At 37.2% G+C, this 13,379-nt stretch carries 12 protein-coding genes; 8 read left to right on the top strand and 4 right to left on the bottom strand.

From position 1 onward, the window contains the following. Positions 1–143 precede the first annotated feature (143 nt). Positions 144–1,748, top strand: coding sequence for a Na+/H+ antiporter (locus V6624_RS18955; RefSeq protein WP_111289843.1), 1,605 nt, complete (start codon positions 144–146; stop codon positions 1,746–1,748). A gap of 166 nt (positions 1,749–1,914) precedes the next feature. Here the strand turns inward: V6624_RS18955 and V6624_RS18950 are convergent, their stop codons facing one another. Continuing rightward, entirely contained in the window at positions 1,915–3,687 is a 1,773-nt protein-coding gene (locus tag V6624_RS18950; protein WP_338839793.1) for a MutS-related protein, read from the bottom strand. Positions 3,688–3,750: 63 nt separating this feature from the next. Continuing rightward, positions 3,751–4,584 carry a universal stress protein gene (locus V6624_RS18945; RefSeq protein WP_338839792.1) on the bottom strand — a complete coding sequence of 278 codons (834 nt, stop codon included), beginning with the start codon at positions 4,582–4,584 and terminating at the stop codon, positions 3,751–3,753. A gap of 182 nt (positions 4,585–4,766) precedes the next feature. Between V6624_RS18945 and mnmE the strand changes: the two genes are divergently transcribed. The 3 genes from mnmE (at position 4,767) to V6624_RS18930 (ending at position 8,147) form a co-directional block, all read left to right on the top strand. Beyond that, positions 4,767–6,167 (top strand): tRNA uridine-5-carboxymethylaminomethyl(34) synthesis GTPase MnmE, encoded by a 1,401-nt coding sequence (mnmE, locus tag V6624_RS18940; RefSeq protein ID WP_338839791.1) that lies wholly within the window; start codon positions 4,767–4,769, stop codon positions 6,165–6,167. Between the two features lie 275 nt (positions 6,168–6,442). Next, positions 6,443–7,012: a helix-turn-helix domain-containing protein gene (locus V6624_RS18935; protein ID WP_338839789.1), complete on the top strand. Its 570-nt coding sequence runs from the start codon at positions 6,443–6,445 to the stop codon at positions 7,010–7,012. Beyond that, the gene (locus V6624_RS18930; protein WP_111289853.1) at positions 7,005–8,147 is read left to right on the top strand and encodes a site-specific integrase; all 1,143 of its coding nucleotides are present in this window, start codon (positions 7,005–7,007) and stop codon (positions 8,145–8,147) included. Before V6624_RS18935 ends, V6624_RS18930 begins: the two co-directional genes overlap by 8 nt. 94 nt (positions 8,148–8,241) lie before the next feature. On the opposite strand, the gene V6624_RS18925 is transcribed toward V6624_RS18930, so the two are convergent. Together V6624_RS18925 and V6624_RS18920 are read right to left on the bottom strand one after the other, a co-directional pair. Continuing rightward, on the bottom strand, positions 8,242–9,078 hold the full coding sequence (locus V6624_RS18925) for an SDR family NAD(P)-dependent oxidoreductase (RefSeq protein WP_111289855.1): 837 nt from the start codon (positions 9,076–9,078) through the stop codon (positions 8,242–8,244). A gap of 76 nt (positions 9,079–9,154) precedes the next feature. Continuing rightward, positions 9,155–10,060: an AraC family transcriptional regulator gene (locus V6624_RS18920; RefSeq protein ID WP_338839787.1), complete on the bottom strand. Its 906-nt coding sequence runs from the start codon at positions 10,058–10,060 to the stop codon at positions 9,155–9,157. Between the two features lie 230 nt (positions 10,061–10,290). Between V6624_RS18920 and V6624_RS18915 the strand changes: the two genes are divergently transcribed. From V6624_RS18915 to V6624_RS18900, 4 genes are all read left to right on the top strand, one after another. Next, the gene (locus V6624_RS18915) at positions 10,291–10,536 is read left to right on the top strand and encodes a hypothetical protein (RefSeq protein ID WP_111290159.1); all 246 of its coding nucleotides are present in this window, start codon (positions 10,291–10,293) and stop codon (positions 10,534–10,536) included. 134 nt (positions 10,537–10,670) lie between these two features. Continuing rightward, positions 10,671–12,107 (top strand): exodeoxyribonuclease VII large subunit, encoded by a 1,437-nt coding sequence (gene xseA / locus V6624_RS18910; protein ID WP_338839786.1) that lies wholly within the window; start codon positions 10,671–10,673, stop codon positions 12,105–12,107. Beyond that, a complete protein-coding gene (xseB, locus tag V6624_RS18905; protein WP_111289861.1) occupies positions 12,085–12,291 on the top strand; it encodes an exodeoxyribonuclease VII small subunit in 207 nt (68 codons plus the stop codon). The genes xseA and xseB overlap by 23 nt, the downstream gene beginning before the upstream one ends. A gap of 598 nt (positions 12,292–12,889) precedes the next feature. Further along, entirely contained in the window at positions 12,890–13,342 is a 453-nt protein-coding gene (locus tag V6624_RS18900; RefSeq protein WP_338839785.1) for a response regulator, read from the top strand. Positions 13,343–13,379 lie beyond the last annotated feature (37 nt).

Here is a 13,379-nt window from a genome sequence, read left to right as displayed (position 1 = left end):
CTAAAGTTGTTTGAAACCAAAAAGTTTGATATAAGTCAATAAATCGATGTTCTATTTTTTTATTGTTTATCTAATTTAGTTGCCATAAAATCTTAATTTAGTACCCAAAATCTATAATCCAAAATCCAATAAAACCATCTCACATGGAGAATATTACCGTTATTATAATGCTGCTTTTTGGAGTTGCTTTTCTTAGTCTTGTTAGCAAAAGATATAATTTCCCAATTCCAATTGTCCTTGTTTTGTGTGGCGTTGTAATTAGTGTTGTTCCAGGACTTCCAGTAATTGCTTTAAGTCCAGAAATAGTATTTATTATATTTCTTCCGCCGCTTTTATATCACGCAGCGTGGCATACTAGCTGGTCAGACTTTAAGCAAACGATCCGACCGATAACATTAGCAGCGGTTGGTTTGGTTTTTTTTACAACAGGATTGGTTGCTGTGGCGGCGCATTGGCTTATTGATGATATTTCTTGGCCGTTAGCTTTTTTACTTGGCGCTATTGTTTCACCGCCAGATGCAGTTTCTGCAACAGCGATTACAAAAGGTTTGGGACTTAATCCAAGATTAATTGCGATTCTTGAAGGAGAAAGTTTGGTAAACGATGCAAGTGGTCTTGTCGCGTACAAATATGCTCTTACAGCGATTACGGCAGGAAATTTTGTTTTATGGCAGGCAGGATTAAATTTTGTACTGATGTCAGTTCTTGGTATCGCAATAGGTTTAGCTGTTGGTTACATAATGTTTTATATTCATAAAAGATTTGTTTGCGATGATATTATCGAGGTAACACTGACCTTATTAACGCCATTTGCATCTTATTTAATTGCAGAACATTTTGAAGGCTCGGGAGTTTTGGCAGTTGTAACTACAGGTCTTTTCCTAGCGGCGAGATCAGGAACTATTTTTTCTCATGAAAGCCGAATCATGACCAATACAATTTGGGATGTTTTAAACAACATTCTAAATGGTTTGATTTTTATTTTAATCGGACTTCAATTGAGACAAATTATTGCAGGAATCAGCAATTACTCTGGAAATTCATTGTTTATTTGGGGAGCAGTAATTAGTATTGTGGTGATTTTAGTTCGCTTTTTATGGGTTATTCCAGCGACAATTATTCCGAGAATGATTAGTAAAAAGATTCGAGAAAAAGAAACTTTCGATTATCGGAATATGATCATTTTTGGATGGTCTGGAATGCGCGGTGTGGTTTCTATGGCTGCAGCTTTGGCTCTTCCATTAATGTTGAATAAAACAGAAGAATTTCCGCTTCGAAATTTAATCATATACTTAGTTTTCTGTGTCATACTTTCAACTTTGGTTATACAAGGTCTTACGCTTCCGTGGTTGATCAAGAAACTAAAAATTGAACGTTATTCGATTCTTGCAGAAGAATATAATATTAGAAATGTTATTGTCTCAGAAACTATCGCGCATATTGAAGATAATTTTTCTTTGTTAAATGATGAATTGCTTCACAACATAAAAAGCAAATACGAAGTAAAATTTAACCGTTTGCAAAAGACAGAACTTCCGGCTAATTTCTTTGGAAATGGTAAACTTCTTGGCGGTGAAATTTTCAATGATTTCACTAAAATTCAAATCGATTTGCTTAATGTAGAAAGAGCAAAATTAGAATCGATGCATAAACTAGGTTCTGTAAACGAAGAAATCTTCCGTAAAATAGAAAAAGAACTAGATTTAGAAGAAACCCGTTTGTGGATGGAAATGTACGAGGAGAATTAATTGTAAATTGTTAATGGTGAATGGTTGATGGTTGATTGTTGATGGTTTTCAAAAAAGAAAAAGCTTTGTCAAAGTTTAAAACTTTGACAAAGCTCAATAAAGTTGTCTTGTGCTTTTTTTTTAATTCACAATTCACAATTCACAATTCACAATTCACCATTCACCATTAAATCACGTTCATTTTCTGCATTAAAAATGTTGCACTTTTGTTTTTACAGATTCCGTTTCTGAGTTTGTAATCGAAATGCAAATCGTTGTTTTGAATCTCAACTTCGAAACATTGATTGATTAAAATTTCAGGATATTCGTTCGTAGTAAGACAAACTTCTATGTCATGAGTTGCGATTGCACCAATAGCTTTTTTAGAAATTATTTTCTTAACGACTTCAATTGTTCCGTTTCGTTTGTCATCAGAATTTGTACCTCTTAAAATCTCATCTAATAAAACAAAAGCAGGCTGATTTTCAAGCGCATCCATGATCTGTTTTAAACGTTTAATTTCAGCAAAAAAGTAAGATTCAGAATCAGATAAAGAATCTGACAATCGCATTGAAACTAAAACTGGAAGTGGATGAATCTTAGCTTCTGATGCACAAACAACTGAGCCAATTCCGCCAAGAACCATATTGATTCCCAAACTTCTTAAAAATGTACTTTTTCCAGACATATTAGATCCAGTCAAAATCACGAAAGAGTGAGGATGAAACTGAGTATCATTTCCAATTCTTCTTACAGGATTTAATAAAGGATGACTTAGATTTTTAAATTCAATTTTATACTCAGAATTGATTTCAGGGAAAACAAAATCTGGATTGTTGTAAGCTAAATTTGCTAAACTGTTTAGGGCTTCAATTTCTCCAATAATAGAAACCCAATGGTTCATTTCTGAAGCATAATTTTCTTTCCACTTTAATAATGCTTTTAAAACATGCAGATTGAATAAAAATGTTCCATTGAATAAAGTTGCTGTAACAAAGTTATTTATCGTATCCATTCTTGAAAATAACTCAGAAAGCTGTTTTAAATGCTGACTCGCTTTTGCATTCTTGAAATTTAATTGTTCTTGTAAATGAAGTAACTTTTTCGACTGGAAAGATTCGCGTTCAATTTTTTCAATTAATAAACTATATTGTTTTATGATGTTAGCGACATTGTCTGCTTTTGCTATTTCCGATTGAATTCTTTTTACAGCTCTTCCTAAAACAATCAAATTGGCAATAAAGACATATGTTAAATAAGAAAGTATAATAGTTTTTGATGTAATAAAATAAGCAACCAGAAATCCAAAAAATGTTACTGGGAGAATAAATGATAATGCAACTAAAGCTTTAGGTAATGAATTATTTGTAAAAGAAGCCCAATGTTTTAAAGCTTCATAAGATTGTTTTGAATCTTGACTTATAATGGCCAAGGCTTGAAACTCCTGTCGCCAGTCTATTTTAGTTTTTAATTCATTTACAGCTTCCTGATTCTCTAAAATTTCAGCTTCAGGTAGCGTATCAAGCAATAACTCTGCAAGTGTTTTTTTTCCAATAAAGGAAGCCGTTCTGTTTAGGTTTTGGAATAAAGAATGTTCTCCAAAAATATCCAAATCGTAAGCATACGGATGATGAAAATCGATAAATTCAACTCCATTTTCAAAGTGTGTTTTTTCTCTTTTTAGAAAAGCTATTTCATTTTTATTAATTTTTAAAAGCGTTTCAGCCAATAGTTTTTGAAAAGCCAGTTTAGAATGTATTCTCATTAAAACAATAAAACCAGCAAAAGATAAAACAGCTAAAATGACATAAAGTATTTCGTTTGTTTTGATGTAGTAAAACATAAAAAGCAAAAACATAAAAATACTCAATAACCTCAAAAGGCTTATGCTGTTATATTTTTTGTTGGTTTTATGATATAATTCTGAATGTTTTGTAACGTTGTCCTGATATGCTTTCATTCTAATAATTTGCTTGAAATACAAATATAGCTTTTAAGTTACAAAATTAATTCATAAGAACAGTTAATCTTCATGCATAACCAAAACTGGAATTTGGACTTCTTTTGATATTTTTTTACTAAAACTAGAATCAAATAAACTTTCAAAGAAAGAACGTTTGTGTGTGATAGTTGTCAAAATATCGATGTCTTTGTAAAGAACAAAATCAAGAATGGTTTCTTTTACATCATCACTTGGCAGAACCAAAAACTCTACGTTTTCATCTGCAAATTCTTTTTCCCATTCTTTTATAGTAGCATCCGAAACGTCAGAGTTGGATGTTCTTACATATAAACTTTTAACCTTTGCATCTGTTTTCTTTGCAATCTTCAAGATTTTTTTCAGCTCTTTTTTATCTTTTTCGCGGTAGCGCGTAGTAAATCCGATCGTTTTGATTTTTTTGTATTTGGCATCAACAGGCACACATAAAACGGGAACTTCTACGCCAGAAATTACAGAATTCGTATTTGATCCCGTAAAAAATTTCGTCCAGTCAGAAGCACCGTTTGTACCCATAATTACAAAATCAACGTTATCTTCTTCAACCGCATTTTTAAGGTTATAAATAAGATCACCATCCATTAGTCGGTGTTTTATTATGATGTCTTCTAATTTTCGCTCGGCAGCGATCGCGCGCAGTTTTGGAATTTCATCTTTGAACATTTCAAATTTTGCTAATTCTATCGAACTATATATCGCAGCATAATTCTCTGGAAAGAACTGGCTGTCGTAAACAGGAATCTCAAATGTATGAAGCAAGATTAATTCGGCTTTTACAACTTTAGCAAATTCTAAAGCGTGGACAAATGCGTTTGTAGCAGCTTCAGAGAAATCGGTAGGGAATAATATCTTTTTCATCGTATTTAGGATTAAGGTTTGTCTCTCAAATTTACTTATTATGTAAGGAAAATAACCTGATAATTATCAGTATTTTAACACTTAATGATTTCTTAACTGTAACTAATTTACAGATTTTTTACGAGAATTGAGCACGTGTCAGTACAGAAAAGAAATTAAGGCTTTTTTTATACCTTTGCAGCATGATAAATCAAGATTCTATAGTTGCTTTAGCCACACCATCTGGAGCTGGAGCTATCGCCATAATCCGTATTTCGGGAGCTGAAGCTATTACAATTGGTAATTCAGTTTTTAGATCTATTAAAAACAAAGATTTAACCAAACAGAAAACGCATACGCTTCATTTAGGTCATATTGTTGATGGAAGTAAAACTTTAGACGAAGTTTTAGTGTCGGTTTTTAAATGTCCAAATTCATATACAGGAGAAGATACGATCGAAATTTCGTGTCACGGATCAACTTATATTCAACAGCAGATTATTCAGTTATTACTTCGAAATGGCTGTAGAATGGCAGATGCAGGTGAATTTACGTTAAGAGCTTTCTTAAACGGAAAATTAGATTTATCGCAAGCAGAAGCAGTTGCCGATTTGATTTCGTCAGATAATGAAGCTTCTCACCAAATTGCAATGCAGCAAATGCGCGGCGGATTCAGTAATGAAATTGCAAAATTGCGAGAAGAACTATTAAATTTTGCTTCTTTAATTGAATTAGAATTAGACTTTGCAGAAGAAGATGTAGAATTTGCAGATAGAACGCAATTTCATGAATTATTAAATAGAATTGAATTTGTTTTAAAACGTCTTATCGATTCATTTGCTGTTGGAAATGTAATTAAAAATGGAATTCCTGTTGCGATTGTTGGCGAACCCAATGTTGGAAAATCGACTTTATTAAACGCATTATTAAACGAAGAGCGTGCGATTGTTTCTGACATTGCGGGAACAACACGTGATACAATCGAAGACGAATTGGTTATTGGCGGAATCGGATTTAGATTTATCGATACGGCTGGAATTCGTGATACAAAAGATGTTGTGGAAAGCATCGGAATCAAGAAAACTTTTGAAAAAATAGAACAAGCGCAAGTTGTAATTTATTTATTTGACGGTTTGAAATTTCAAACTTCAAGTTCTGAGTTTGTAAATGAAATTGAACAAATCAAGAACAAATACCCACTAAAACCTCTAATTATTGTAGTAAATAAAAGAGATATCCTTTCTAATGATGAAGTAGCAAATATTACGAATCAGTTAGAAAATTTAAATGCAAAACTGCTATTAATTTCTGCGAAAGAAAAAATAGGAGTAGAGGATTTAAAAAATGAATTATTGTCTTTTGTAAATACTGGTGCACTTCGAAACAATGAAACTATTGTAACTAATACAAGACATTATGATTCATTATTAAAAGCTTTAGATGAAATTCAGAAAGTGAAATTTGGCTTAGAATCCGGACTTTCAAGTGATTTAATGGCACTTGATATTCGTGAAGCTTTATACCAATTCGGTCTTATAACTGGTCAAGTTTCTAATGACGAATTGCTGGGGAATATATTTGCTAATTTTTGTATTGGCAAGTAGAGGGGACAAAAAAATACAAAATAAAAATAACAAAAAGAGCTAAAATGTTGGTAATTAACATTTTGGCTCTTTTTTTATTGGGTTGTTTTTTGGAATATTTGGGTGTTGTTTTGCTCAGATTTGTACCCCAGTTGTACCTCGAATTTCGAGGTACAAACAAAAATTAATGATAAGGGGAAATTTTGGCACACTTTGGCACCTTATGGCACATAATGACACATCAAAAGAGGATTTAATGGACAATGTAGGGCACATAACTAAAAAATTGAAAAATTATGAGTTCAAACATGCGAATTACAAGAATCTGCCAATTCTGCAAAGAAGAATTTACGGCAAAAACGACCAAAACCAAGTTCTGCTCCCTAAAATGCTCGAGTAAGAACTATAAATTAATTACCAGGCACAAGATAGTTGATATCAGCAATAAGGAAACTGAAAGGATTCGGATGCTGGATTTTGAGGCTGTCAAAAAAAGGGAATATTTAAGCATAAATAACTGCGTCCTGTTTTTTGGAATAAGCAGAAGAACACTCTACAGAATGATCGAGAGAAAGGATGTAGAAACAGTAAAACTGGGCAGACGGAATTTTGTCAGCACAAAGAGCATCCAAGCTCTGTTTGCAGTCAATGAAGCAGCTGCAGTCAAGCCGGCTGCTGAACCTCAGATTTTAGATTTAAATGAGTGCTGTACCATAACGCAGGCACAGGAACTTTACGGCATAAGCCAGACCGGGCTGTACTTTTTAATTAAAAAGCACAGCATACGCAAGTATGCATCCGGCAAATTTACTTATGTGCAGAAAAAGGATCTGGATATTTATTTAAAAAGTATTGATCATGAATAAAAGTATTATCACACTTAGAAAGAAAGCGATTTCAGGAGGACGATTATCCTTATATCTTGATTATTATCCTCCATACTGGGATTCGAAAACGAACAGTTTCTCGAGACGAGAATTTTTGAAGCTGTATCTTTACCAGAAGCCTGCAAATCAGTACGAGAAAGCCGCTAATGCTGAGAATCTCCACACTGCTGAACTTATAAGGGCAAGAAAACAGAATGAAATCAATAAAAGTGAAATCTATTCTGCATTTGAGAAAGAACAATTAGCAATACAGGAGGTTGGAAGGGAATCTTTTCTTGAGTATTATAAAAAATTAGGCGCCAAAAAAGTCGGCAACAATCTGTCAATCTGGACCTGTGCTATTACCCATTTTGAAGCCTTCCTAAAAGGGAAGGATCTGGCATTTAATGAGGTGACGGTTTCTTTAATTGAAGATTTCAGGGATTATCTTTTAAAAGCTAAAAGCTTGAGAAAGAATAAAAAGCAGCTGTCACGAAATACAGCCCTTTCCTATTATAACAAGATTAAGACAACCCTGAAGGCTGCTTATAGAGAGGATAAGCTGAAAACGGATATCAATGCCAAGATAGGATCAATAAAGGAAATGGAATCACAGCGGAATTTTATGACTCTTGAAGAAACGCGCACGCTTTTTGCAACACCCTGCCCTAATCTGACTGTACGTAAGATTTCAATGTTTTCGGTTCTTACAGGTGTAAGATATTCCGATATTGCCAAGCTGACCTGGTCCGAACTGCATTACATTGAGAATGACGGCCATTATATCATATTCAGGCAGAAGAAAACGGAAGGGGCAGTGTCCATTCCTATTTCTGATGAGGCTTTTGAGCTTTTGGGAAAGAGAAAAGGAGAAAATGAGAAGGTATTTAAAGGTTTAAACAAATGGGATGTTGACCGCGCGCTTCCGGTATGGGTGGCACTATCAGGAATAAGCAAGCATATTACTTTCCACTGCTTTAGGCATACTTATGCCACATTGCAGCTGACAGCAGGAACAGATATTTTTACCATTTCAAAAATGCTTGGGCATAAGAGCGTAAAAACGACCCAGATTTATGCAAAAGTGATTGATCAGAAGAAAAGAGACGCTGCTAACAGAATTTCCATCCAATAAATTGAAAGTGCTTATGAAATTTGAACGCCTCCTTTTTGCAAGTGAGGCGTTTTTTAGTTATGCGGTAAAGAACAGACAGATAAGCTAAGCTTCACTAGTATTGGAAGTCTGTGGATACAGAAAGAGTTTTCCAGTCCGACATCTCCTGATTCAGCTGCTCGATCTTATTTTTTGCCCTGTTGAAAGAATCGCTACCTAAAAATAAGTTTACTGGAGGGTTCTGGCTCGCGGCCAGCTGTAAAAAAACATCTGCGATCTGGTCGGGATTTCCCAGCTGCATGCCGTCCATGCTGTTCATTTTCTCATGATATTCGCGCAGATATCCATACTCCTGCATCTGGTTTTTATTGTAGGCGATTGAATCAGGTTTTGCAAAATTTGTCCTGAACCAGCCCGGCAAAACATTTGTGACATGCAGTCCAAGGGGTTTTAGATCATTTGCGAGCGCTTCGGACAATCCGCTTAGTGCAGATTTTGCTGCGCAGTACACTGGCCATCCCAATCCCGGTGCGAAACCCGCTATTGAGGAAATGTTAATGATATGCCCTGAACGCTGTTCCCTGAGGTAGGGCAGTGCATTTTGGATGACCCTTACGGCAGCAAAAAAATTCACCTCGAAATTTTCTGCCATTTCTTCAGAGGTAATTTCTTCCAGTGCGCCTCCTAAACCATAACCTGCATTATTCACAATTACATCTGCCCGGCCAAACTTTTCAATTGTTTTTTTTAACGAAAGCGCAATAGACCGTTCGCTTTTTAAATCGACCTCCAATGCCAGAAACCTGTCTCCATATTCTTCGAACTGCTCCAATGCGTCCGCAGTTCTTGAAGTGGCCGCAACGCTGTGGCCTTTAGACAGCAGCTGTTTTGTTATCGCCCTTCCCATGCCTTTAGAAGCTCCCGTAATATACCATACTTTAGTTGTGCTCATAATTTTTTATTTTGAGGCAAAGTTATGGCCGATATTCAACGCAGTTTTGTTAAAACAGAACCATTTTTTGTCAAATTCAAACCTTTCTGATAGAAGAGGGATTGGTATTTGTCTGCTTCTTGAAAAAGTTGTTAAAATGCGCCTGGTCTTCAAAACCCAGAGCATAACTAATTTCTCCGATACTCCAATCAGTATATTTAAGCAGGGCTTTTGCTTCGGCCGCAAGCCTTTCGAAAATATGATCTGTAGTAGTGCGTCCCGTAGTTTTTTTGATTGCCCGATTGAGATAATTGACATGAACAGAAAGCTTGTCGGCTATGGCTTTGGGAGATCTCAGGGTAAAACGCTGGGAAGCAGATTCAATAGGGAACTGCCTCTCAAGAAGCTCCATAAATGCAGATGTAATTCTGGAGCCGGCGTCAATATGCCCTAAAATTTCACTGGCAGGCCGCAGCTGCAGCGCCAGATAAATCAGCTCACTGACATAGCTTTTAATCAATTCAAACTTATAGATATAATCCTTTTCAAAGGCTGCAATTACCTTTTCAAAAATGGCACCGATCTCTGCATGCTGCTGGTCACTGAGTTTGAAAACGGGATAAAATCCAACGGAAAAAAGGGGGAGCTCGCTTAGATTGATACGAAAGCTTTCCTGGAAAAAATCTTCTTTGAATACGCAAAAGCATCCTGTGGTTTCCGGTTCAAGCGAATCGTAAGTGTATGGCACCCTAGGATTGAAAAACAGGAGCGTACTGCCCTCAACGCTTATGGTCCGATCGCCGTAATGAAAATTATTAGTGCCCGAATACAGCATGATTTTAAAAAAATCCCTGCGGATATACGAGGCGGAAACTGTATTGGACTGAATGCGGTCTTCAATTCTAAAAACATTAAACTGTCCAGCGTGTCTGGCCAGATTCTGTGATAGACCGCTGAATTTATGCCTGTAAAATTCTTCGAGCGATTCTGCTGATTTTACCATATGCGAATGTATTTTGCAAATTTCAAACTTTTTGCTGTAAAACCGGCTTCTTTTGCGGACTTTTAAGTTTTATTTTAAGCCAAGAAAGCCATGTGCTGGAAAATAAGCCTGGAAGCGCGGATCCATAGGCTTTGGAGGGCCCTGTCTTTTTAACATTTATGCGGTGGCAGGCTTTAATCAAATTATGTATATTTGGTTTGACCAAACAGCAAACCAGCAGATCTTTCACAATGGAAAAAGCGATACAATTAAAAGTGAGAAAAGATTTGGATGCCCGCCAGCAGCATACCGTTCTAAAGCTTAAAGGCAGCCTGATATCAAAAGGCTATACCGAGATTATTCATATAGTGGATCAGGATGAAGAATTTCATATCAATACTTTTGAAACTTCTTCTGAAAAGCGAAATGAAGTGCAGGAGTATATAGCTGCTTTTATCAATCAGGAGAACCTAGCGGACACAATCACACTTAAATAACAATGATTCCTTTGAATGCGCTTTCACATAAGAGGATAGAGGCATTATGCTTTATAAAATCAGTTTTAAATTCTCTGCTCTAATGGGCATCATATAGCAGAACAGAAAAATCCTTTAAAGGCATGAACATTTAAATGGGACCGGACCAGTATATCAGACTCTCACAGCTCAATGACCAGATCCAGGATGCGATCAATGCCCGATTTAAGGGCCAGACTTACTGGATAGTGGCCGATATCACCAATCATTCCTTTAAGGCTGACAAGAAGATCCATTATTTTGAGCTGGTGGAGAAATCAGAAAAAGACAGCACCATTACAGCGAAGATTAAGGGCAAGTCCTGGGGAACAGGTGCGCTGCGGATACTTGATTTTGAAATCGCAACCGGACAGCGCTTCACCAACAATCTTCATGTGCTGGTGCAGGTCAGCATAGACTTCCATCCGCTTTACGGACTATCTGTAAACCTGCTGGATATCGACAGTAATTTTATGCTTGGCATTCTGGAACAGCAGCGTAATGCCACCCTGGCAAGACTGGTCAGGGAAAATGGCTATATCTGGAAAGAAGGCGAGCAGTATTCTACGCTGAACAGCCGTCTTAAGCTTCCTGCGGTAATTCAGAAGATTGCGGTAATCTCTTCCAGCAGCTCTGCCGGAAATGAGGATTTCCGCCATACGATGGTCCATAATGATTTTGGCTATGCATTCCAGATTGATGATTACCATACTGTCGTGCAGGGAGACAATAATGCAAAACTCTTTCTGAATAAGCTTATTGATGTCTATAATACTGGAATCCCTTATGACGCCATTGTTATTGCAAGAGGGGGAGGTTCGCAGTCCGATTTTCTGATTTTTGACAATTACGGTATCGGCAGGGCGGTGGCGAAGTTTCCCATCGCGGTCATTACAGGAATAGGACACCAGAAAAACGTCAGCATCACCGATCTTATGGCGCACACCAGCACTAAGACCCCTACCAAGGCTGCAGAATTCATTATTGCGCATAACCGCAGCTTTGAAGAAGGCATACTCGCATTGCAGCGGACTATTGTGATCAGATCGCAGCAGCTTTTTCTCGGACATTACAGGGAACTCAGCCAGCTGAAAAACGCTGTTTCCTATAACGCAAAAGCACTGGCTGAAAACCATAAAAAGCAGCTCGAGAGGACCAGAGAGCAGCTTGCCAGAAATTCAAGGGCAGTGCTGCATGAAAACCAGAAAAGACTGCTTGTTGCCGCCCAGCAGACCCTTCAGCGCCCGAAGATGATTCTGGCGGAGCGAAAAGGAGAACTCGTTCAGTTGAGAAATGCCATTAAAACATTCAGTAATTCTTATCTTCGCAGAGAGGAGCTTACGCTGGAGCATCATCAGAAGACCATAAAAATGATGTCGCCGCAGAATATCCTTAGAAAAGGGTATGCGATTGTCAGAGTAAATAATGCCATTGCCAGCAGTGGCGAGAACATAGAGCAGGGGGACGATATAGAAGTGATCCTGAAAGACACCAGACTGATAAGCACCGTTAAAGAAAAAATACAATACAATGGAAGAGAACCTGACTTATGAAAAGGCTTTTGCCGAACTAAGCGCTATTTCAAAGGAAATTGAAAATGAGACCATTTCGGTGGACGAGCTGGCGGCAAAGGTAAAAAGAGCCTCAGAGCTCATTGAGTTCTGCCAGGCCAAACTCAAAGCTACCGAAGCCGAGGTGGGTAAAATCATCAGCAGCATGGAGAATCCTAAAGAATAAAATGTCGTTCCTTATACTAAAATCAAGATTTACGGCGTTATAAGGTAAATTATACTCCGACAAAACGGATGCCTCTGCTGAAAAGTTTCAGGCGTTCCTTATTTATATGCCGATACAAGACAAAGCCCATTGCTTCAGATGAACAATGGGCTTTTGTATTCAAGCAAGTGAATTAAGTTTTTTAGGCAGGGGTATTGCGATACTCGTTTTGCTACACGATTTTTTACCGTTCTTCCTGATTTTCGAGAGTATTTTTATCATATAAAAATTTCTGGGCATTCTGATTGGCTACCGCGTCAGTCTGTTCTGTCTGACCCGCAAATTTCCGCCAGGCATTGGTGTTTCCTTTCATCAGCAGAAAACAGAATTCTAAATGTAAAAAATATGCGGAAAAATATGTTATTGTTTTGATAATATTCAGTATTTTGTGAGATCAGCAGTATTTCCTACAAAAAGAAAAGCTACCTTTATGATCTAGTAACCGCTCGACGGATATAATTCGATTATTTATCGATTTTCAGCTGCCTGTATATTCCGGTATATGGCCTTTGCAGATTTTTAGATTCTTGTCTTCTGCAACTGCATAAAATATTAGGCCATGTTACAGCAAAAGAAGCCGCTCAAAGCCATTTATTTGGCTAATGATGATGCAGATGAGAGAATGCTCTTTCTCAGTGCCATGGAGGAGCTCGGCCTTCCTGTAATCGCAAAGGCTTACGAAGACGGACAGGAGCTGCTCAATATGCTTTATCAGGAGACGGCCAGCCTGCCGGAAATGATTTTTTTGGACATCCATATGCCCGTTAAAAATGGTTTTGAATGTCTGGAAGAAATCCGAAATGCCGAGGAGCCGTTAAGCTGCATAAAAGTGATCATCCTTTCCACGAGCAGCAGTCCTCAAGATATAGATCTATCCTATAAAATGGGTGCCGATTTTTACGCGATCAGGCCCTCCAGTTTTAAGGAGCTTAAAGATCTGCTGCAGGACATATTGGCAATAGACTGGAGCGCGACAGCCGGAAGAAATAAAACAAAGTTTCTTCTTTTCTAAGCCCGTAAAATCAGATGTTAAATGACAGCCCAGCCGG

Origin of the sequence: Flavobacterium ginsenosidimutans (genome assembly GCF_037478105.1) — a bacterium.
Classification (GTDB): domain Bacteria; phylum Bacteroidota; class Bacteroidia; order Flavobacteriales; family Flavobacteriaceae; genus Flavobacterium; species Flavobacterium ginsenosidimutans.
This window is presented reverse-complemented; position numbering and strand designations above follow the sequence as displayed.

Excerpts from the sequence above, each read along its gene's own strand:
- V6624_RS18955 (WP_111289843.1), top strand. The coding sequence starts at position 144 with ATGGAGAATATTACCGTTATTATAATGCTGCTTTTTGGAGTTGCTTTT.
- V6624_RS18945 (WP_338839792.1), bottom strand. The coding sequence starts at position 4,584 with ATGAAAAAGATATTATTCCCTACCGATTTCTCTGAAGCTGCTACAAAC.
- V6624_RS18950 (WP_338839793.1), bottom strand. The coding sequence starts at position 3,687 with ATGAAAGCATATCAGGACAACGTTACAAAACATTCAGAATTATATCAT.
- V6624_RS18930 (WP_111289853.1), top strand. The coding sequence starts at position 7,005 with ATGAATAAAAGTATTATCACACTTAGAAAGAAAGCGATTTCAGGAGGA.
- V6624_RS18925 (WP_111289855.1), bottom strand. The coding sequence starts at position 9,078 with ATGAGCACAACTAAAGTATGGTATATTACGGGAGCTTCTAAAGGCATG.
- V6624_RS18915 (WP_111290159.1), top strand. The coding sequence starts at position 10,291 with ATGGAAAAAGCGATACAATTAAAAGTGAGAAAAGATTTGGATGCCCGC.
- xseA (WP_338839786.1), top strand. The coding sequence starts at position 10,671 with ATGGGACCGGACCAGTATATCAGACTCTCACAGCTCAATGACCAGATC.
- xseB (WP_111289861.1), top strand. The coding sequence starts at position 12,085 with ATGGAAGAGAACCTGACTTATGAAAAGGCTTTTGCCGAACTAAGCGCT.
- V6624_RS18920 (WP_338839787.1), bottom strand. The coding sequence starts at position 10,060 with ATGGTAAAATCAGCAGAATCGCTCGAAGAATTTTACAGGCATAAATTC.
- V6624_RS18935 (WP_338839789.1), top strand. The coding sequence starts at position 6,443 with ATGAGTTCAAACATGCGAATTACAAGAATCTGCCAATTCTGCAAAGAA.
- V6624_RS18900 (WP_338839785.1), top strand. The coding sequence starts at position 12,890 with ATGTTACAGCAAAAGAAGCCGCTCAAAGCCATTTATTTGGCTAATGAT.
- mnmE (WP_338839791.1), top strand. The coding sequence starts at position 4,767 with ATGATAAATCAAGATTCTATAGTTGCTTTAGCCACACCATCTGGAGCT.